The sequence below is a fragment of the Agarivorans sp. 1_MG-2023 genome, assembly GCF_030548385.1.
In the GTDB taxonomy this organism is placed as follows: domain Bacteria; phylum Pseudomonadota; class Gammaproteobacteria; order Enterobacterales; family Celerinatantimonadaceae; genus Agarivorans.
The window spans coordinates 265,001-285,946 of sequence record NZ_JAUOSJ010000003.1; the positions used below are offsets into that span (position 1 = coordinate 265,001).

Sequence of the window (20,946 nt, forward strand, 5' to 3'; positions counted from 1 at the left end):
GTTTAGGGAGAAACTGTATGCCGAATATTCGGACCATTAATAATATTCACCAACAAGGGTTGGCGTGTTTTACTGAGCGCTACCAAGTGGCCGAGGGCCAAGCTGCGCCAGACGCTATTATGCTGCGCAGCGCTAATTTACATGACTATGACTTTCCAACAGAAGTTAAAGCCTTAGCGCGCTGTGGCGCGGGCGTTAACAATATTCCTATTCAGCGTTGCTCCGAACAGGGCATCGTTGTTTTTAATACCCCTGGTGCTAATGCTAACGCTGTTAAAGAGTTGGTGTTGGGTGGCATGTTATTAAGTGCTAGAAATATTGCATCGGGCCTTAGTTTTATCAATAGCCTTGATAGCGAATTAGATGCCAGTGCCTTGCAACTGACTGTTGAAGGTGAAAAGAAGCGTTTTGTGGGCTCTGAGCTAACCGGGAAAACCCTCGGTGTCATTGGCCTAGGGGCTATTGGCGCTGAAGTTGCGCATGCTGCTTTAGCTTTAGGGATGAAGGTCGTTGGCTTTGATCCGGCACTTAGTGTTCAAGCTGCTTGGCGTTTGTCATCAGATGTTGAGTGTGCTGATGAATTAAAAGATTTATTAGCGCTGAGCGATTACGTCACTATTCATGTACCTGCAAACAAAAATACAACAGGGCTAATTAATAGTGATAACTTAGCGTCGCTAAAGCGTGGCGCAGTGTTACTTAATTTTGCTCGCGGTAGCATTGTGGATGAAGACGCCTTATTAACCGCTTTGTCGCAACAGCAGTTAGCGCAGTATGTAACGGACTTCCCAAGCCTTGCTTTGTTGAATCATCCGCAAGTACTTATGCTGCCGCACTTAGGTGCTAGTACCAACGAAGCAGAACAAAACTGCGCGGTGATGGCGGCTAGGCAGCTTATTGATTTCCTAGAGAATGGCAACATTCACAACTCTGTAAACTTTCCTAATATCAAGCTCAGCCGCACTGAGGGCTTCCGTATCGCTTTTGCTAACGATAATGTACCCAAAGTACTCAGCAATGTATTAGCTTTGCTCTCAGACATGGATATTAACGTTATCGATATGTTGAACAAAAGCCGCAACGATATTGCTTATACCTTGATGGATATTGCCACGCCTGCCACCCAAAGCTTGTTAGACGCCATTGCCGGCGTAGAGCATGTATTCCATGTGAATGCGATTGGAGAGCACGCTTAAGGCTTGTGCTGTTGTTTACGAATTTCTCGGTTTTGCAGCTTCGATAGTGTAAAACTGGGAAACCTTAAGTCCAGTTCAATAGCTAGAATGCGCAACAAAAAGGCTGCTCCACTCGATAGCAATATATTGGTTAACTCTGGTACTTCAAAATACCCCAGCACAACATAACTAACACTGCCTAACAGGCAGGCTGTTACATAAATTTCCGGTTCAAATATCACTAGCTTGGTCTGTAGCATTAAGTCTCGAATGGCCGAGCCTAGGGTTGAGCTAATCACTCCCATCAATATCGCTACCAAAGGCGCAACCTCATAACTTAAGGCTTTACTGGTGCCCAACACCGCGAACAAAGCAATGCCTGCACCGTCCATCCACAGCAAGATGCGGTCAATTTTGATTACCCAATGAGCAAAGAAGTAAGTCATTACCGAGGCAACAATGCAAACGGTTAAGTAGCTTGGATCGGCTATCCAAAAAATGTGGTCTGTACGCAGCAGTAAGTCACGAATCGTGCCGCCACCAATGCCGGTGACGATACCAACAAATACAAAGGCTAATATATCTAGCTCGCGCTTGGCAGCGGCTAAAGCCCCCGTTAAAGCAAATACAAAAACCGCAATTAAGCCAAATTGATACAGTGTGGAGTGAAAATCTAAAGTCATTATGAAATCGTAAGCCAGTTAAAAACCGCTAAAGTATAGTGAGCTAATGCCAACTAGGCTTTGATTTTTAACAATTGAAGCTTAGCTGTTTTGAGCATATTAGATTAGAGCTGATGACTCTCTAGGTTTAGCCATTCTCTTAAATCATGCCCATTAAGGCGGCTTTTACTGTTGCAGCGGTTTTATTTACTACATCGAGCTTTCGCATAGCCTGACTAATATGAAAATTAACAGTGCGAGCCGTGATATTAAGAATGGTGGCAATTTCTTCGGCGGTTTTACCGTCGGCAGTCCATTTCAGCATTTCCAACTCGCGCATGCTTAAATCAGGCATGTCTATTTTCTCAGTGGTAATTCGTGAAGAAAGACCATGGTGGGCAACCTGAGTTAACCATAATAACTGATAGCGGTAACGTTCTAGTTCTGCGGGGGTAAGCATGTCTGCGGAGCGAGCTAATGTGAGCATTCCAACGGTTCCGTTGGCTTGGCGAGAGGACTGAGCCCAACCATACTCCAATCCAAAAGCGCGAGCATCTTCCATTAATTCAGGCGCTTGAGAAAACACTTGGTCGCTCCATACAATCGGCAACTGTGAGCTCATGCCATGATGAACCGTAGGATCTACCGTTAAATAATTTTTGGCCTGGTAGGTCTGCTGCCAGACGGTGGGGTAGTTATTGAGCATTTCTGTACGAGGGGCAGATAGGGGATAAGGAACTCGCAAGCCGTACGCACAAAAATCAAAACCTAAAGCATTGGTAATTTTTGATAACTCTTTAAAAAAGGCATCGCTAGAACCTTGAGTCTCTAACAAGCAGAATTGTTCTTCTAACCAAGCTTCCATGAGCGGGCTATCATCTCCTAGTTATGCATATATTGAGCATAATCATTTTGTTGTAGAGTAACCAGTATAGCGCAACTGTTAATGTTGACAATTGAAGCCTTGCCGTCAGAATGCTTTGATGAGGGAGAGTTCAAACAAATAAACAAAAAATATTATGAAAACACAGGCAAGTGTACAGAATGTAATCGATTCTGAAAGATATCAGGTTGTTCCTTCTGACGACGGATTAGTCAGAATTACGATTGAACAACTCAGCGTACTAAATTTTAGCCATATCATCTCTGGCTTAGATAACATTAGCGCTGATGATTTTAATAGTGAACATGCAAAGTTTACCGGCTATACCGAATGGTTATTCGAAAGCGTTAGCGCTATTACCATCGGTTGGGACTGGCATTGGGTGTGGAAGAATGGCGCAATGAAATGCTGCTTAAAAGATCTTCCGCGCAGTAATTTACAGCTTCAAGAAAGCGGCTTTGACGTTAGCCCAAGGCGTAATGATCAATTATTAAAGCAGGCGATTGAACAGTTTTCATGGCAGGCAACAACTGCAGCAGCGATCAGAAATCGCTACCGCGAGTCACCTATGAACAACTATTAAGTGATATCGATGTAGCAGGCAAATAGCGCGTAACCGTTTATTATTTTTGGTGGTCCTGCTCGGTGATAGCGAAATCCTGCATTGCGCAGCATTCGCTCAATACCTAAAGGCGAAACCGAAATTAAGCGTTTTGCTCCGTGTTTCTTAGCGCATTCAATTGATGCGGTGAGTAACGCTAAAGCGTCGCTCGACATGAGTTGAGTGGGTGCTTGGCTGTGATTGTCAAAATCGACAGCCGCAAAACGAGACAGCTCCCAAGTGTCATTATCTTTGGGGCATGCAAGGCCATTAAGCAATTCTGGAAACACTTCCTCAAGCAAGTAAGGTTGAGTGGTGGGTAATAATCTTGCACAGCCACTAATATGCTGTTGGTCGTTTTGAGCGATGACATATACCGTGTCTTCACGGTCAAATTGATCTTGTTCTATGCCTTCTGGGGTATCAAGTTCCCAGCCGAGCATTTCTACAAATACTTGATGACGGTAGTGATTTAGGTGTTGGAATGTTGAGGGTGTAAGTTGTTCTGCAACGCCGTTAACAAAGTCCATTAGCATCTCTCCCTTGGTGATGATGCTATGAGTACAATCCAGCTTGCTCACATTTTAAACTGTCAAACCTAACAGCTAGCTAAGCGCTTTAAATTCAGCTATGGCTTTGTTTTTGTTGAATTTATCAATTGAAGCGACCTCGTTTTATTTCTCATTCCGTTAAAAAATTAAACTTATTGGAATTCAATTAGCTAGCGTAGCACCTCACCATTTTGGTGAAGTGCAGTTCTACATTCTTCGATTAAAATATTAGGGAATTGACGGTAATCAGGGTAGGGAGTGAGATAAATATTGGGCGGTAAAAAAAGCCATGTTTTTTGACTTAATTCACCTTTGTTAGCGTTCAAATGATCAAACCTACACCAGTTATTTTTGCCTGCAATGATGTGTGTTGATGCTTCTTTAACCAAATTAGCATCAAAGTGAATCTGGTTTTCGCTCAATAACTTAGTGTGTAAATGGTTTCGCCAATCTTCATTTGGCGCCGTTAATTTTGCGTAAATGGTGAGTATTTTTCGCCAATTATTATTATTGTTTTGCAAAATCTCTAGGCTTAGTTGAGATGGCGCTAATTGTTGATAGTTAAGCGGCAGCTGAGGGGGCTGACAATTCAAATATAAAACGGCCTTGGGGCGTTCACTGCCTATCATCACGTAAATTCCTTTTTAGTGTTTAGCTTTTAGCATATTTGTCTCTAGCTTTACGCTGATTCCCTGTCATACAACTGCCATAAAATTGTTGCTTCTTTGTCACGTTCTACTTCTAGCCTAACGGCGAATAGAGGGAGAGAGCAATGATTTCAGCGCAGCAGGTACTTAATCAACATTACCCCAGTTTGTCACAGCATCCGCGACGTTATTCACTTGCCAAGTGGTTTTTTTCAAAAGTGTTATTTGAAGATGAGTTTCAATCATTTGGGGAAAAACATCCACACCTCAAAGGGGTTGCTTTTATCGACCAGGTGTTTACCGAGCTCAATATAAGCTATCGAGTAAGCCAAAATGAGCGTGAGCGGATCCCAAGTGAAGGGCGCGTAGTGATAGTGGCTAATCACCCTATTGGTTCCATTGATGGCCTCGCATTGCTGCACCTAGTTAGCCAAGTGCGTAAAGATGTAAAAATTGTTGCTAATGAAATCCTTTCCGCAATTAAACCCTTAGATGACTTATTACTGCCAGTAGATAATATGCGTCGCAATAGCCAACGTAAGCAGCTTAATGCGATTAAAGACTTATTAGATGAAGAAGGCGCGGTAATTATTTTCCCGGCTGGTGAAGTGTCTCGTTTAAAGGGTGTTAAGGTTCAAGACGGCAAATGGACCAAAGGTTTTGTCAGCATCGCTAAAAAAACCAATACGCCTTTACTGCCCATTTGTGTAAAGGCCAAAAATAGTCACCTGTTTTATTTGAGTTCTTTTATCTACCGTCCTTTGTCGACTCTGTTGTTGGTGAAAGAACTATTTTTTCACCGCAACAAAGTGTTCTCAATGGTGGTTGGCGAGCAAATACCGGTTAAAAGCTTTGGCTTAAGTGGTCTCGATCGCTCCACTCAGGCGCAGTTAATCAAAAAGCATTTGTATCGCATTGGTAATAACAAAAAAGGCCTGTTTCAAACTGAAGCCGCTATTGCTCATCCTGAGCAACGCTTAGCGTTAAAAAAAGCCATAAAGCAGCTAGAGAAGATTGGCGAAACGCCAGACGGGAAACAAATTTGTATTTGTTATGGAAATTCCCAACCGTTGATTTTGTCAGAACTAGGGCGCTTGCGTGAGTTAGCTTTTAGAGCGGTTGGCGAAGGAACTGGGCGACGCACCGACACCGACAAATACGACGCTAACTATTTACATCTGATTTTGTGGGATGCTGAACAACTCGAGATAGCTGGTGCTTATCGCTTTGCAGATACCAAGCGTTTAATTGAAGAACAAGGCATTAATGCTCTTTATAGCCATTCCTTGTTTGAATATGATGTAGACGCTAGTCACTTTCTTGAATCAGGAATAGAGCTAGGCCGCAGCTTTGTTCAACCTAAGTATTGGGGAAAGCGCAGCTTAGACTATTTGTGGCTAGGTATTGGTGCGTTTCTCGCACGGAATCCGCAGTACCGTTATCTATTTGGCCCGGTAAGCATTAGTGCCGCGATGCCAGAAGCAGGACGAGATTTACTGATTCATTTTTATCAGACCTACTTCCCCGCAACTAACAATTACGCTAGGTCTCGCCAGCCTTACCAATTGGCTAAGCAAATCAAAAACAGTATTAACATGTCGTTTAGTGGTGACGACTACAAAGCAGATTTTGCCCAGCTTAAAAGCGCGTTAGCCAGCATGGGCACAGCCGTACCTACCTTGTATAAACAATATACGGAACTATGCCAACGTGGCGGCGTTCAGTTTATTGATTTTAACGTAGACCCCGATTTCAATCAGTGTATTGATGGCTTGGTATTGGTAGATTTACACCAACTTAAAGAAAAGAAAAAAGCCCGTTATATTGATGCCCACTTAGAAGACGCCTAGAAAGAAGGCGGCATTAAGCCGCCTTTATGAATCAACTATAGTGAGCGTTATTTACGGCGAAGCATCACCAAAACAGCTACCGCGGCCAAGATCATTGGGTACCAAGCCGCACTTACCACCACTATTGGGCTTAACGAGAATAACGAACCTATTAACAGTGCTTGCGCGCCATAGGGAATTAAGCCTTGAATGACACAAGCAAAAATATCCATTAGGCTGGCGCTTCGCGCCGCTTCAATCTCGTTTTCTTTGGCTAATTGTTTAGTCAAATCGCCGGCCACTAATATGGCTACAGTGTTGTTAGCTACTGCTAAGTTGGTGAGCGCAGTAATCAAAGCAATGCCGTTTTGTGCGGCAAAAGAACGCGACTTGGCTTTGTTTACTCGTTTCCCAACCCATTGTTGAATGAAGCGTAAGCCACCCTGTTCGCGCATTAGCGCACTTAAACCGCCAATGAACAATGACAGTAAAAAGATTTCCTGCATGCCACTAAAGCCCGCATAAATGTCTTTACCAAAGGTTAATAGTGGGTAATCACCCGACAGCATGGCTGTACCGCCAGCTAGCACAATACCACTGAACAAGACCACAAATACGTTCACCCCAAAAACTGCCATTAGCAAGATCACGAGATAAGGCAAAGCACTTAAAGGGTTGTTTATTGGCAGGCTTTCTAATTTTGCACTGTCATTTAACACAAACAATAGAACGATGGTTAGCAAGGCTGCAGGTAAAGCTATCCCTAGGTTTTGCCTAAATTTATCCTTCATCGCACAACCTTGGGTGCGAGTAGCAGCAATAGTGGTGTCAGAGATAATCGATAAATTGTCACCAAACATAGCGCCGCCTAATACGGCACCGGCCATGTAAACTGGGTCAATTCCAGCGGTTTGGGCAATGCCTAAGGCGATAGGGGCAACTGCTGCTATGGTGCCCATAGAGGTGCCCATGGCAGTGGCAATAAGCCCAGCTACAACGAATATACCTGGTAGTAAAAACCAACTAGGTACGCCATTTAAAGCAAGGTTTACCACTGCTTCTGCGCCACCACTGGCTTTTGCTACCGCACTGAATGCGCCCGCTAATAAGTAAATCAAACACATGGTGATAATATTGTGGTTAGACATGCCCCCCACAAACTGTTCTATGGCTTGGTTGATATTGTGCTTGCTAAGTATTATCGCCAATACAATGGCTGGAATAATCGCAATAGGCGCGGGCAGTTGATAAAAAGCAAACTCAACCCCTTGCCAATGCAAATAGCTGCCTACACCAATAAATAGGCATAAGAACAACATAATTGGCAGTAAGGCGCGCGCTGAAGTAGGGGCTTCTTGGGAATTTGAAGGTAACATTAGAACAACACTCTGAAATAGTAAGAGTGTTTAGTGTAATGAATTACAGAGCTCTGTCAATCTAGATGGCTAAACGTCTTTACCTCTTTTTGAAAGAACTAAAGACGTTTAGTTTGTTTAGCCGCTAGTTTGGCTTTGTTGCATTACCGTGGCTAAACGAATGACCGCTTGTTCTAAGTCCTTACTGTCTAAAGCAGTAAAGTTCAAACGAATGGCTTGGTCGTTTACTGTTGAGCGAGCCGGCCAAAACTCATCACCAGGGACTATAGCCACCTTAGCTTTTAGAGCCGCCGTTGCAATGTGATGGGCTTGGTGTTGCTTTAAACGACACCAAACAAACATGCCTCCTTGCGGTACTGCAAAATCTACATAGTCGCTTAAGTGTTTTTGTAAGGTGCTTACTAGCGCATCGCGGCGGCTGCAGTAATGGGATTTAAGTTGTTCAAGGTGCAGGCCAAAGTCTGGGTGACTAATGGTTGATAGCAACATTTTTTGCATGGGCAGTGCCGAGTGAAGGTCACTGGCCTGTTTTACTTTTATGAGTGGAGCCAGCAGAGGTTTAGATGCCATAGCGTAACCAACACGCATACCTGGGGTCGCTATTTTTGAAAATGAGCCTAAGTAAAAAGCATCGCCTTTACACAATTCGGTCACTGTAGCTAAGGGTTCTCCTTCGTAACGCAGTTCACGATAGGGCGCGTCTTCCACAAACGCGACCTTGTATTTTGCCAGTAAATCCGCCACAGCTTGTCGTTTACCTAGGCTCCAACAACGACTGCTGGGATTCTGAAAATCAGGCACTGCGTAAAAGAATTTAACGTTGTTGGCTGCAAGTACTTGTTCGAGGTGGGCTAAATTCGGCCCATCTTTTTCGCTATCAACAGTTAATGTTTCTGCTTCCGCTAAGTCAAAAATCTGCAGCGCTCCCAAATAGCTTGGCGTTTCACACAATACTTGGTCGCCGGGGTTTAGATAACAGCGAGCAATTAAATCTAAGGCTTGTTGAGAACCGCTGGTAATTATGACCTCTTCGGCGAAGGGTTTACTGGCGAGAATAAACTCACGCAATTCTGTTAATCCTTCGGTAGCGCCATATTGGTAGATGCTTGGCTGGTCGGCTAATTCCGCCGCAGCTTGAGCCAGTATAGATTGTGGAAATCGATGAGCATCGGGCAGGCCACCTGCCAACGACAACATACCGGGTTGTTGGATGACTTTTAATATATTGCGAATGTAAGACTCTTTAGTGTGATTTACTCGATTGCTTGGCTCTATCATATGTGCTCAGTTGCATTAGGCATGCTGTGTATTTGAGTTGACACAATAGCGAGATTGCAAAATGCAGGTCTTAGTATTTATGTGCAAATACTTGTCCATTTGTGCTAATTTTTGAGAATTGCCAAGATACACAAGTGCTAGGAAGAAGGGTGTCGCTGAATACAGAGCTAAATAGACAAAGTCGAATAAATGATGTGTTGTATCATATCCATCAAACTATTTCTGAGCCGCAAAGTGCGACTGAATTGGCGAAAATTGCTGCTTATTCAAGGTTCCATTTTCACCGTTGTTTTAAGCAACTCACAGGCGAAAATGTTAACGACTATATTCGCCGTACTCGCTTAGAGCGTTGCGCTAATCTATTGATCTTTTCTCCTGGGCTTACTGTGCAGGATGCGGCACTTCAATGTGGCTTCCAATCTCCGGCCTCTTTTTCTAAAGCATTTAAAAAGCACTTTGGCCGTTCGCCTAAGCAATGGCGAGATGGTGGTTACGACGATTACAGTCGTAAAAATTACCAGCAAAGCTGGGGCGAAGAGTTGCAACAGCGAATGCAACATGCCAAGCACCTATCATTGCCTATGGTCACTATTCAGCGCTTAGCACCACAAACTGTGGCTTATGTTAGGCATCAAGGTTACGGCCGCAGTATTCGTCAAGCTTATGAAAAGCTGCAGATGTGGGCTGATAACCAAGGCCTTGAATGGCACCAGAATAGACTCTTAGGTTTGTACCATTCTAATCCCGATATTGTACCTGCCCCATTGTGTCATTATGTTGCGTGTTTAGCGGTAGACGTGCCTGTTTTGCGAAGAGGGCCTGTGAGTTGTTTAACCATACCAGGTGGAATGCATGCCACTTTAAATCTGTCTGGACAATACGGTGAACTGCTACCGATGTTGCATAAGTTTTATGTTGAGTGGCTGCCAGATAGTGGTTATAGGCTAGGTGATATTCCGGCGTTTGTGCGCTACCAACGTTGTCAATTTATTGATAAGGATGAATTATTTGATTTACAACTTTGTGTTCCTATCTCTTTGTAGTTAAAAGGTTTTGCTTTTTGTTGTTATCGTTTTTGTTGTTTACCATTCTTTTTTAACATAATTGTTATTGTCATATTTATGTCACATCACGGTCATAAAATCTTCGCCCAATTTGGAGCCTAATAAGGCTCCTCTCAGGGAAGAATGCAGATTTCATTTAATGAACTGCTATTGGAGTTTTTATGCGCGTATCTCGATTCTCTCGGTTGTCGGCCTTTGCGTTATTGGCTGTTAGTGCAGCGCTCATTGTTGCGTTGTACTTTTCATTAGTTGAATTGTCTGTCTCAAATCAGCAATTACAAAACTATCAATCTCTTAAGTCTCAATTTAACAGCCAACTAGTGGCTAAGGTAAATAACTACCTCAACACCGGGAATGCCTTGCAACTAAGCGAAGCTGAAAACTTACTCGAGGATCTAGTTGAGCGGTCAAAACAGCAGCAACTTAGTGGTTTATCGGTAATGCTTGAGGAGTTACTCGCAGCTCTTCAGAAGCGTTATCTTGCCTTAGGGAAATTGAGCGGAAATGAACAGGGTCTATTGATTAATGCCGAGCGAGAAATGTTGGGCTGGGCCGATAGCACAGTGGATTACGGCCTAAAAGCGACGGGAAGCGAAGCTACTGCTTATATTCAGAATGGCAGTGAATTAATGAATGCCTTAGTGAGCCTAGCCATGCAGCGCAATCGCTATTTCTCTCATCCTAGCGATGTGAGCAAATTGGCTTACGATGATGCGTTTAGTCAAGTGAGTGAATACGCAGAGGCGATTAACCGCCTACCTTTGCTGGGTGTGATGAGCGAAGTTGAAGTGGATGAATTTGCTTTAGGTGACCCTGAAGAGGCCAGTGATTTAGCTGAAGAGTTAAGAGGCGAACTACTGAGTTTGAGCCAGCGTTATCCAAGAGAATTGCAATCAACCAACGCGCTGATCGAGCAACGGCTGGTTTTACGCAGCGCCTTAAGTGCCGACATAGAACAATTAACGCAGCAAATTTCTCAGGCCGAACAAGGCGTTATTGAACAAAGAAACATGGTGATGGCAAGCGTAGAGATAACCCTGTATAGCGTGGCTGGACTCATTTTATTACTGGCCTTTGTTATGCAGCTAGTCATGCAAACAGCGGTGCTTAAACCACTTCGCGAGCTGCGCAATGGTTTTGCCTTGTTGGTTGAAAACGGCAGTATTCAACGCTTACAAGTACGCCGAAAGAATACCGAAATTGGCGAAATTGCCACTTTTTTCAATCAACTTTTAGCTAAACAAGGCGATCTTGAAGAGCTTAAAAATCAACAATTGTCGGTTGTTTCTAGCTCCTTAGATTCTGTGTCGGAACAAGTTCGCCAAGTTTATTTAACCTCAGAGCAAACGGATCTGCAGGTAGCTGAATCACAACAATTGATGGAACAGTTACGCGCGCTAACAGAGCAGTTAAACCAAGTATCAAGTGATGTTGAAGACAACGCCAACGCTACCAAAAACGCCATGAACGAATCGCAGCAAGACGTTGAACAAGTTATTAGCGCCAGTAAACGTACAACTGCCTCGGTGGTAGAAGGGCGTGAATCACTGGCTACTCTGGTTACCGCCGTTACAGACGTAAGTGCCATTTTAGATGTGATTCGCGGCATTGCCGAGCAAACCAATTTGTTGGCACTGAATGCTGCGATTGAATCGGCGCGAGCGGGCGAGCATGGCCGCGGCTTTGCAGTAGTCGCCGATGAAGTACGTACCTTATCGATGCGTACTCAAAGCTCTTTAGAAGAAATTACCGGTATCTTAAATCAACTTAAACAGTCATCTAATAGCTTAGAAAACAATATTGGTGGCATAGAAGAAGCCAGTGAGCATCAACAGTTGATTTCCTCCAAGCTGATGGAAACCACGCATCAAGTACGTGAACAGGCCCAAACTTCAGCCAATGTTGCTCACCAAGCCAGCGAATACATTCGAGAGCAAAGTGAGCATGTCGGCAGTTTTACCTCGAAGATGAATACCGTAAAAACGCAGGTAGAATCGGCCTACAAGCTCGCCACTAAAATTGAATCAGATGTAAGCCTGCAAGTCACCACCATTGTGAACACCCTTAAACCCGCGTAAACAATAAAGCTAAGGGCTTATTGCCCTTGGCATGTTATACTGCAACATTGGCTCAGTTGGGGCCTATTGCATGCGAAAAGAGAGTGAAAATGCTAGAAATTGGACGCCTTAATCAATTAGCCGTGATTGAAATGGCTGACTTAGGTGCCTACCTAGACGGTGGCGAATTTGGTGACATACTGTTGCCCACTAGAGAGCTTAGTCCTGAGCTGGGTATAGGTGATGAGCTAGAAGTATTTGTTTATCGAGATGGTGAACGAAATTTGTTAGCGACCTTGAAAAAGCCACTGGTTCAGGTGGGTGAGTGCGCCAACCTACAAGTTAAAGAAATTAACGATGTAGGCATTTTCCTTGATTGGGGCTTAGATAAAGATTTGTTCCTGCCGTTTAGTGAACAACAGCAGCCAATGGAAGTGGATCGCCATTATGTTGTATACGTTTATTTAGACAATGAACAACGCATCGCTGCCAGTAATAAGTTGGATCGCTTCATTGATAAATCTGACCACAAATATACGCGCGGCGAAAAAGTTAACTTATTAGTCGCTGGGCGTACCGAGCTAGGTTACAAAGTTGTAGTGAACAACCTGCATTGGGGCGTGTTGTATTATGACCAAGTCTTTAAACGTATTCGAGCTGGCTACGCGTGTACCGGTTATATTCAAAAAGTACGTGAAGACCAAAAGCTTGATCTCAGTTTAGAGCCGATTGGTATTCAAAAAGCGATTGATATTGGCGATAGCATTATTGCCAAATTACATGAAGAGCAGGGCTATTTAGCGCTTAGCGATAAAAGCTCACCTCAAGCAATCTCTGCGATTTTTGGCGTGAGTAAAGGCACCTTTAAAAAGGCTATTGGCAAGTTATATAAAGACGGCTTAATTACCATTAGTAAAACCGGTATTGTGCTTAACGAGAAAGACTAATTTCGGCAGAGATTGAGTTTAATAGCCCGCTTATGCGGGCTTTTTTGTAAGGCTAAACCCTAAAAAGCTTCTTCAAAGTTATGCTCAGTCACTTCACCAGCAATCACCGTTAGTTCAACGTCTTGGTCTTGTGGGTCTGCAATGGCAATAGCATCATAAAGTTCTGGGTCATCATCTACTGCGCTACAGCTAAAGGCCAGCGTATAGTCGCCAGCGGGAAGGTGAGCAAAGCTATAGCTATATAAGCTGGTTTCACTGTCTTGCTGAACCATTTTTGATGAATAAGGCGCAACGACATCTGCGGGTACCTCGGTATCAACTTCTGGGTCATACTCATCACCCAACACAGAAAACCCATCAATCGGTTGATTATATAAATAAACAACGTTGCCAGTATCGGCTTGGCAATCTCCCGTTGAAAGCAGGTTTGGGTCAATGTTGCCAGAAATCTCGCCGACAGTGGTATTGTCAACAATAGTGACACCATGTGGTTTGAGGTTATAGCTTTGTCCATTGGCGGTGCTGACTAAAGATTTTCTTAAGTTGAAGTCAATGGTATAGGCTTGAGTGCCTTCGGTCGTCACTGTAAAACCGCCAAGACGCAGTTTGTTGCTAGGTGTCTTAAGTGGCAAAGTGGCGTTGGAGTCTTCCACTACGTTACAAAACTCAGTACTCCCATTTTGATTTTGAGGACATTGAAAAGTATTGATGATTAATTCTCTATAATCACCCACTGGCAGCTCTGTATCACTTAGTACAAGTAGACTTTCCCCGTTTTGGTAGTCGAGCAAATTAATCGTGATAGGGTCGCCATTGTCATCAACGATTGGCAGTTCTATATCGTCTTCCCCTGTGCGCTGTAGGGTGATTGATGTATAACTCACATTTACTTCTGCAGCGCTATCCACCGGTGCATCTGCTATTGAAAACGACACCTTTGCAGTGCTTGGTGGAGTAATATCTGAGCCACCATCGCCTCCGCAGGCAATTAAACTAAGCGTTAACGACGCAATAAGCGATACCTTGAAAGTATTTTTCATCGGGAATTCTCTATCTAGCGTTTAAACCTGAATATGCGTGGTCTAGTTAGTTTTTGTTATCTCGCCTTTAAGTATAGTTTTGTTGGCGATTCTCGCTATTTTAACACAGTAAATACTAACTAATTTTGTATGTTAAAGAGCTGCTAGTGGGGATAAAAAAAAGCCCAAACGATGTAGTTTGGGCGAACAATTGCAGTTAAGAATTACAGACTATAACGAAGCTTTAACTCGCTAGGGTGAGGGGCTAAATAGGCTTGTTTTGCCACATAGTGTTTTGGGTGCTCACGCAAATAGTGTTGAATAAGGCTAATTGGCACCAGTAGTGGCATTAAACCTTCACGATATTGATGAATCCGCTCAGACAGTTCTTCACGCTGTTGTGAACTTAGGTCGCGCTTGAAGTAACCTTGCAAATGTTGCAATACATTACAGTGATTTTTGCGGCTGCAGTTATGTTTGAGTATGCCCATAAAGCCTTCAATGTAAGCAGCAAAACCATGCTGGTTTTTATTGCTTAAACTGGCCACCAAGGGGCCTAGTTCACGGTATTTGGCAGGGTGATGTGCCATTAACAAGTACTTAAACTTAGCGTGAAAGGCTTGTACTTTAGCGACCGTTAAACCCTCATGCTCCATGGTTTTCCACTCATGGAAGGCAAATACTCGGTTTACGAAGTTTTCGCGTAGCACTGGGTCGTTTAAGCGGCCATCTTCTTCTATTGGAAGCAGTGGATAAGCCTCCATTAATTTGGCAGTGAACAAACCTACGCCCTCTTTGCTGGCGTTGTTTTTTGCAGGAGAATATACACTTACCCGCTCCATGCCGCAGCTAGGTGACTTAGCTGCCACCACATAACCACTTAAATGACCAAGCTGAGGTAGGCGGCGGTCGGCGTAGTTGTTCATCTTTTCGCTAACATCAAAGCTGCCATCGCTAGCTTGAAGGCTAATCACGTCTTCATGTTGAACTAAGCGAATAGTTTTACGAGGAGTGCCCATACCAATGGCCATTTCTGGACAGGTAGGTTCAAAATCAAAGTAGTTGGCTAACTCGGTTCTGCAAAAGCGAGATTGTTTGTGGCCGCCGTCGTAACGTACTTCTTGGCCAAGTAAGCAGCTGCTAATTCCTACTGAAATTTTGTCGCTTGAGAATCGGTTCATAATGGCATCCCCTGAGAGTATTACTAAGTATTACGTGGCTCAGTGTTTTGCGATCACTATGAGTGAAATTATTTTTTAGTTTGGTGTAGCAAGTAGCTGGTTAAGCTTGCTGGCGAGTCTAGTTCCGGCGCGCATTAGTTGTTTCTCGAGGCTTGAGCGGTGTTGCTCGGCATATTCATCAGCCAGCTTGATGCTGGAGAACTGGTAAGCTGCGGGCACTAAGGCACGAGTTTCTTGTAGCCAGTCTTCATAACTACCTTGAGTGTTTGTTCGCGGATAGTTTCGTGCTAAATATTGCGCATATTGCTCTACTGAACCGTGTTTGGTATCAAGCAGTTGGGTATCCCATACTCGGTGTAAATTAGAGGTTTTCCCGTACCATTTTACTCTTGTACTGTTCCCTCCACGATCTTTGGCGTAGGCCACGTGCAAGGGCTGGTGTAAATCGCCAACAAAATGAATGTAAAACTTTAAGGCTTGTTGGCGCTCTTCATTGTTTAAAGTTTGATCTAGCAAAGTGTTTTCAAAGTACTTAAGTTGACTTAATACATCGCCCTTACTGCTGCGTTTAGCTTGCTGAAGGCTTTGTTCTTCAGGAATGTTTATGTAATGCCAAGGTCCACTATGCTTCCATAAAGCGGTTCTGCGTGCTTGGTCTGCCCAGGTTGAAGCGTTAACCAATGACTGCCCATCAAGTAGCAGCTCAATCTGATGGTTTGCGTGTGGGGTTAGTTGTTGCTGAGCGATATAGGCAATGAGCTGATGTCCAAGCACTCCAAAGGCATGGCTAGGTAAGCTAATAAGGGTAATAATGAAGAGTAAGGTTAAGCGGTTCACATAACATCCTTGAAAATAAGAAGGCGCTAAGGCGCCTTCTCAACAAGTTTATAATAAGCTTAGAATAGTCTCAGCACTGCTTACTTCAAAGCTCTTAGCCTGCTCAACATTAACAGTGCTAACAGTTAAATCATCGATGATGATGGCGTAACGCTGTGAACGAACGCCACCAAATCCTGCTGTGTCCATTTCCAAGCCAAGGGCTTTAGTGAAGCTGGCATCGCCATCGCCCAACATCATAATTTGCTCTGCGTTTTGAGCTTCGCCCCAAGCATTCATTACAAAGGCATCGTTTACCGATACGCAGGCAATAATATCTACACCCTTAGCTTTAATGTTGTCGGCTAACACTACAAAGCCGGGAAGGTGAGACTCTGAACAAGTGGGAGTAAAAGCACCGGGCACCGCAAATAACACTACTTTTTTCCCTGCGAATAGCTGGTGAGTTGAATAGTTTTGCATACCTTCTTGGTTTAGCTCGGCAAGATTTGCTTCTGGAATGGTTTGACCTACTTCAATCATGTTGCTCTCCATGTGTTGTTGGATACATCGTATTTTTCGTAATAACTTTTAAGCGCGGCTTTAGCCTAGAGCGAATAAGCGCTGCTCGCAAGTTACTGCCTATTATGGTTCGCAGCAGGCTAACAACTGCTCGCTAAGGTGAGTTTGATCAAGGGCTTGCGAGGCAATCAGCTCGATGCGATTTTCTTCACTGGGCGCTAAGGTTTGTAACTTACCTTGGCCGTTAACTTGATTAATTAGTAATGTGGCTTGTGGCGTTTGTAACACCGCTTTACAGCGTAATAAATCTAAAGATTCGAGCCAAGTGAGCAGTGCAGTTTGCTGAAAACGAGTGTTAGCAGGAAACTGCCAACCCAGCGAATAAACACCATCTTGATGATGCTGCTTAACGGCAAAGGGCTGCGGTTCTCCAACAACTTCTGGGTTATCTTCAACCCTTGGTGTGGCGATTGAATTTGCAGTGAGCGACCAAGGCTTTAATTGGGGAGGTAGCTTAGCTAATGGGCTCAATAACACACTCATATCTAATTGACCATGTTGGCTATATACAAGGGCTTTATCTTGCAGGCCTTGGCGATGTAGGTAATTGGTTAAAGCAAGCTTGTCTTGCGCTTGATACAAGTCGTTTTTACTTGCCACAATAGCGTCGGCAATGCTTAACTGCGCCGGAAAATTTTCGTGTTCAGTGTAACGTTTATCGGCTAATACGCGCGCATCAACCAAGGCTAAGCTTGTCCCTAATTGAATGGTACCTTGGTTAGCCAGCTGTTCTAAACGTTGCTTAATATTGATCGGGTGCCCTAAACCGGTGGGTTCTATGATTAAGCGTTGCGGCTTAGCCAGTTTGAGTAGTTGGTTTAAGGCGACTAGAAAAGGTACACCGGCAGCGCAGCATAAACACCCTCCGGGAACTTCTTTTATAAACACATCTTGTTGCGGTTGTTGGGCTTCTAGTAAGGCTGCATCTAAACCTATTTCGCCAAACTCATTGCTCAGCACAGCCCAGCGCTCATGCTTGGGTTTGTTCGCCAATAAGTGCTGAATTAAGGTGGTTTTTCCTGAGCCCAAGAAGCCACTGACTAAATGGCAAGGAACGGCATCAGCAATAATTTTCACGCCAGTTTACCTACATTAAGTATCTAAATATTCGTTAATTTACAGTAACACAGTTAATGCGAAGATTAGCCTTGGCTGGAGTAAGGGTAATGGTTTATTTGAGCTTAGTGGGTCACGTTTAATCGGTAAAATGTAGATTGAACAAAGTCTTCTGCCTGGTCGGATTTTTTCTAAACATACACAGCCGCTTTGAAATACATATACTGACCACCTTCGTCGTGGTCACTGCCTAACATGTCGACTTCTTGGTATAAATCAGCTTTACCTGGGAGGGTCATGGTGACGATTAGCTTGGTGTTTTACACTTGGATGCGGTAGCTCATGGCTGTTGCCTTTAAGGGGGCGTGGGCAAAGTAAATTGAGTCCATTTCATGATGCGGTAATACAAGCGAATAAGCTCATCTTTATTAGGGCGGAACTGACAATAATTACGCGACCTACTTGTCAGTTTTCGCCGGTATGTCTTATAGTAAAAATTGTATCAAGCTTCGCTACTATTAATAAAATACTTCCCCTTCTGCGCTACCTGCTAGCCTCTTCAGCTTGTTGTACTTTTTCACATATGTAATTGGCAATAGGAAAGGCCGAGGTGGCAGCGGGTGAAGGCGCGTTGCAAACATGGAGGCTGCGTGGGCTATTAGCAAACAAAAAGTCATGCACTAAACTGCCATCTTTAAGCACTGCTTGCGCGCGAATTCCCGCAGGGTAGGGCCGTAAATCATGAATGTTTAAACTGGGACAGTACTTCCTTACTCGTTGTAAATAGCCTGATTTAAACAAAGAGTCCTTTGTTTCCTTAAAGCCACTGCCTAAATGCTGTTTAGCCACTTTCCAAAAACCGGGGAAGCTCAGCATTTGCTTGGTATCGGCTAAGTTAAAAGAGGCTTTGTTATAACCCTCTCGTGACCAGCCTTGCACTGCGTTTGGCCCAACCGTTACCGTTCCATCAATCATTTTAGTCAGGTGCACCCCCAAAAATGGCAATTCGGGATCAGGAATGGGGTAAATGAGGTGTTTGATTAGCTGGTTGTGGCGGGGCTGCAGTTGATAGTACTCGCCTCGGTAGGGAATGATTTGGAAGTTGATATCAATGTTTAGCATTTTACATAAACGGTCAGCCATAAGGCCACCGCAGCTAACGAGATACTTGCCGCTAAACTGGCCATGTTGTGTATTCACAGTGATTTGAGAGCCACTCTCTGTTAGCCCGTTCACCTGATGTGAAAGTTTAATTTCACCACCTTGCTGGGTAAACAATTCAGCTATTTTTTGGCAAATTTGAGGGTAACTCACAATACCAGTATCGTTAACCTTAAGCGCACCTAAGCCTGAAATATTTGGTTCCAGTTCAGTTAGTTGCTGGGCTGATAACTGGCTTATTGCTATTTCGTTTTCTATGCAACGAGCGGCTAAATCGTGCATACGGCTTAATTCGAGAGGGGTCGTCGCAACCAGTAATTTCCCGCACTGAAGGTAAGGAATGTCGTGTTGTTGGCAAAACGCGACGGTTTGCTTCAAACCTTGTTTACAAAATTGCGCTTTTAAACTGCCCGGCGGGTAGTATACCCCAGCGTGAATGACGCCGCTATTATGCCCGGTTTGATGAAAAGCTAACGAAGGCTCTTTTTCTAGAACCACTATTTTGGCTGAAGGGTGATTTTGCTTTAGCTGCCAAGCTGTGGCTAAACCCACAATTCCGCCGCCAATTACGATGTAGTCGTAACTCAATGGATAATCCTTTTGACTCATTACTCAAGGTGTTGAGCCTAGTTATTTTGGCACAAAATCCGAAGCTTAGACTAAAGATATCAATCTGCTGCTGAATTCCAGTTAATGCAATGATAAGGTCAAACTTATCAATGCCCTATAGAGAACTGTAAATGGACTTTACTATTTATCATGGTGTGTTACTGCTGGTGGTAGGGCTAATCGCTGGTGTGATTAACACCTTAGCAGGCGGCGGCTCCAATTTAACCTTGCCAGCATTAATGGTAATGGGGATGCCAGCAGAAGTGGCTAATGCCACTAATAGAGTGGGCATTTTTTTACAATGTTTAACCGGTGTTTTGGGTTTCAAGAAGCACGACAAGCTTGATACTGAAGATGTCGTTCCCATTTTGTGGCCCACCTTAGTGGGAGGACTAGTGGGAGCGGTTGCTGCTTCCTATTCACCAGCTTGGATTATCAAATACCTGTTACTGGGGGCAATGTTGGCAATGGCGGCATTAATGCTGTTTAAACCCAGTGCCGTTGCGCCAGAACCGGGCACCCTTGCTCGCAAAATGGACGATACGCCTTCAGCTAAGTGGAGCTTGGGTTTAGCAGGGTTTTATGGCGGCTTTGTTCAGGCCGGCGTAGGGTTTATTTTGATCGCAGCATTGGCCGGCAGTTTGCGCTACGATTTAGTAAGAGCAAATGCGCTTAAATTAGTGTGTACCTTATCTTTTACCAGTATTGCTCTGGTGGTGTTTATTGCCAGAGGGCAAGTGTTGTGGTTGCCGGGTTTAGTGTTAGCGGTGGGTTACATTATTGGTGCCCATTACGCTGTAAAGTTTGCTATAAAAGCGGCGACTAATACGCTTAAATGGTTTCTGTTTGTTATGACTTTGATTGGCTGTATTGCCGCCTTAAGGTTTTAGTTGAAAGGATGTACTAATGAAAAAGACAGTTATTTTTGTTGCCGTATTGTTGATAAGTGCATGTAGCGGCAAACCAGAAGGCATAGAGCCGGTGAGTAATTTTCAGTTACAAAAGTACTTGGGAACTTGGTATGAAGTTGCCCGTTTAGATCACTCATTCGAGCGTGGCATGAGCCATGTGACCGCAACTTATAGCTTACGTGATGACGGCAAAGTAACGGTATTAAATAAAGGCTTTTCTGAGCAGGAACAACAGTGGTTTGAAGCCGAAGGTATTGCTCAGTTTGTTGACTCACCAGACATTGGGCATCTCAAAGTGTCCTTTTTTAGACCATTTTATGGTGCTTATGTCGTGTTTGCCTTGGATGAGCAAGACTACCAATACGCGTTGGTTGCTGGCCCTAACCGAAAATATTTATGGTTGCTTGCTCGAACGCCTGACTTAGCTCACCAAGTGAAAAGAGACTTGGTTCACGAGGCTAAAGACTTAGGCTACGATGTAGATGCGTTGATTTATGTAGATCATCACTCTGAAGTGATTACTTCTCAAGAATAAGAATTT

Annotated in this window: 20 protein-coding genes; 8 read left to right on the forward strand and 12 right to left on the reverse strand. The window is 43.9% G+C overall.

All coding sequences use genetic code 11. The annotated features are described in order from the left end of the window. The first annotated feature begins 17 nt into the window (after positions 1-17). Complete coding sequence (locus tag Q4592_RS05550) at positions 18-1,196, forward strand: 3-phosphoglycerate dehydrogenase family protein (RefSeq protein WP_137671758.1); 1,179 nt, start codon at positions 18-20, stop codon at positions 1,194-1,196. On the opposite strand, the gene Q4592_RS05555 is transcribed toward Q4592_RS05550, so the two are convergent. Both Q4592_RS05555 and Q4592_RS05560 read right to left on the reverse strand, forming a co-directional pair. Beyond that, the gene (locus tag Q4592_RS05555) at positions 1,193-1,858 is read right to left on the reverse strand and encodes a trimeric intracellular cation channel family protein (RefSeq protein WP_303510836.1); all 666 of its coding nucleotides are present in this window, start codon (positions 1,856-1,858) and stop codon (positions 1,193-1,195) included. The genes Q4592_RS05550 and Q4592_RS05555 overlap by 4 nt on opposite strands. Positions 1,859-1,997: 139 nt before the next feature. Next, positions 1,998-2,702 (reverse strand): autoinducer binding domain-containing protein, encoded by a 705-nt coding sequence (locus Q4592_RS05560; RefSeq protein ID WP_303510839.1) that lies wholly within the window; start codon positions 2,700-2,702, stop codon positions 1,998-2,000. Positions 2,703-2,856: 154 nt separating this feature from the next. Between Q4592_RS05560 and Q4592_RS05565 the strand changes: the two genes are divergently transcribed. Further along, positions 2,857-3,303: a DUF4902 domain-containing protein gene (locus tag Q4592_RS05565; RefSeq protein ID WP_137671755.1), complete on the forward strand. Its 447-nt coding sequence runs from the start codon at positions 2,857-2,859 to the stop codon at positions 3,301-3,303. Here the strand turns inward: Q4592_RS05565 and Q4592_RS05570 are convergent. Next, positions 3,300-3,851: an acyl-homoserine-lactone synthase gene (locus Q4592_RS05570; protein ID WP_303510841.1), complete on the reverse strand. Its 552-nt coding sequence runs from the start codon at positions 3,849-3,851 to the stop codon at positions 3,300-3,302. The two genes, Q4592_RS05565 and Q4592_RS05570, sit on opposite strands and share 4 nt — an antisense overlap. A 191-nt stretch (positions 3,852-4,042) precedes the next feature. Beyond that, a complete protein-coding gene (locus Q4592_RS05575) occupies positions 4,043-4,504 on the reverse strand; it encodes a hypothetical protein (RefSeq protein WP_303510842.1) in 462 nt (153 codons plus the stop codon). A gap of 140 nt (positions 4,505-4,644) precedes the next feature. On the opposite strand from Q4592_RS05575, the gene Q4592_RS05580 reads away from it, so the two are divergent. After that, on the forward strand, positions 4,645-6,369 hold the full coding sequence (locus Q4592_RS05580; RefSeq protein ID WP_303510844.1) for a lysophospholipid acyltransferase family protein: 1,725 nt from the start codon (positions 4,645-4,647) through the stop codon (positions 6,367-6,369). A 47-nt stretch (positions 6,370-6,416) separates the two neighbouring features. Here Q4592_RS05580 and Q4592_RS05585 read toward each other — a convergent pair whose 3' ends face one another. Together Q4592_RS05585 and Q4592_RS05590 are read right to left on the reverse strand one after the other, a co-directional pair. After that, positions 6,417-7,724: a Na+/H+ antiporter NhaC family protein gene (locus Q4592_RS05585; RefSeq protein WP_303510847.1), complete on the reverse strand. Its 1,308-nt coding sequence runs from the start codon at positions 7,722-7,724 to the stop codon at positions 6,417-6,419. Between the two features lie 117 nt (positions 7,725-7,841). Continuing rightward, positions 7,842-9,002: a PLP-dependent aminotransferase family protein gene (locus tag Q4592_RS05590; RefSeq protein ID WP_303510850.1), complete on the reverse strand. Its 1,161-nt coding sequence runs from the start codon at positions 9,000-9,002 to the stop codon at positions 7,842-7,844. 149 nt (positions 9,003-9,151) lie between these two features. Between Q4592_RS05590 and Q4592_RS05595 the strand changes: the two genes are divergently transcribed. The 3 genes from Q4592_RS05595 to Q4592_RS05605 all read left to right on the forward strand — a co-directional run bounded on the left by Q4592_RS05595 (position 9,152) and on the right by Q4592_RS05605 (position 13,070). Continuing rightward, complete coding sequence (locus Q4592_RS05595; protein WP_303510853.1) at positions 9,152-10,045, forward strand: GyrI-like domain-containing protein; 894 nt, start codon at positions 9,152-9,154, stop codon at positions 10,043-10,045. A 182-nt stretch (positions 10,046-10,227) separates the two neighbouring features. Then, on the forward strand, positions 10,228-12,144 hold the full coding sequence (locus Q4592_RS05600; RefSeq protein WP_303510856.1) for a methyl-accepting chemotaxis protein: 1,917 nt from the start codon (positions 10,228-10,230) through the stop codon (positions 12,142-12,144). A gap of 89 nt (positions 12,145-12,233) precedes the next feature. Continuing rightward, positions 12,234-13,070: a S1 RNA-binding domain-containing protein gene (locus Q4592_RS05605; RefSeq protein ID WP_303510858.1), complete on the forward strand. Its 837-nt coding sequence runs from the start codon at positions 12,234-12,236 to the stop codon at positions 13,068-13,070. Between the two features lie 59 nt (positions 13,071-13,129). On the opposite strand, the gene Q4592_RS05610 is transcribed toward Q4592_RS05605, so the two are convergent. The 6 genes from Q4592_RS05610 to lhgO all read right to left on the reverse strand — a co-directional run bounded on the left by Q4592_RS05610 (position 13,130) and on the right by lhgO (position 19,473). Beyond that, a complete protein-coding gene (locus Q4592_RS05610; protein ID WP_303510860.1) occupies positions 13,130-14,110 on the reverse strand; it encodes a DUF4382 domain-containing protein in 981 nt (326 codons plus the stop codon). Positions 14,111-14,313: 203 nt separating this feature from the next. Further along, positions 14,314-15,270 (reverse strand): DUF523 and DUF1722 domain-containing protein, encoded by a 957-nt coding sequence (locus Q4592_RS05615; protein WP_137671744.1) that lies wholly within the window; start codon positions 15,268-15,270, stop codon positions 14,314-14,316. Between the two features lie 75 nt (positions 15,271-15,345). Next, positions 15,346-16,107, reverse strand: coding sequence for a S1/P1 nuclease (locus Q4592_RS05620; protein ID WP_303510870.1), 762 nt, complete (start codon positions 16,105-16,107; stop codon positions 15,346-15,348). Between the two features lie 48 nt (positions 16,108-16,155). Further along, complete coding sequence (locus Q4592_RS05625) at positions 16,156-16,629, reverse strand: peroxiredoxin (RefSeq protein WP_303510873.1); 474 nt, start codon at positions 16,627-16,629, stop codon at positions 16,156-16,158. A 102-nt stretch (positions 16,630-16,731) separates the two neighbouring features. Next, on the reverse strand, positions 16,732-17,745 hold the full coding sequence (locus tag Q4592_RS05630; protein ID WP_303510875.1) for a GTP-binding protein: 1,014 nt from the start codon (positions 17,743-17,745) through the stop codon (positions 16,732-16,734). Positions 17,746-18,267: 522 nt separating this feature from the next. Next, positions 18,268-19,473, reverse strand: coding sequence for an L-2-hydroxyglutarate oxidase (gene lhgO, locus Q4592_RS05635; protein ID WP_303510879.1), 1,206 nt, complete (start codon positions 19,471-19,473; stop codon positions 18,268-18,270). Positions 19,474-19,625: 152 nt separating this feature from the next. On the opposite strand from lhgO, the gene Q4592_RS05640 reads away from it, so the two are divergent. After that, positions 19,626-20,384 (forward strand): sulfite exporter TauE/SafE family protein, encoded by a 759-nt coding sequence (locus Q4592_RS05640; protein WP_303510881.1) that lies wholly within the window; start codon positions 19,626-19,628, stop codon positions 20,382-20,384. A 16-nt stretch (positions 20,385-20,400) separates the two neighbouring features. Then, positions 20,401-20,940, forward strand: coding sequence for a lipocalin family protein (locus tag Q4592_RS05645; protein WP_303510884.1), 540 nt, complete (start codon positions 20,401-20,403; stop codon positions 20,938-20,940). Positions 20,941-20,946: the final 6 nt, after the last annotated feature.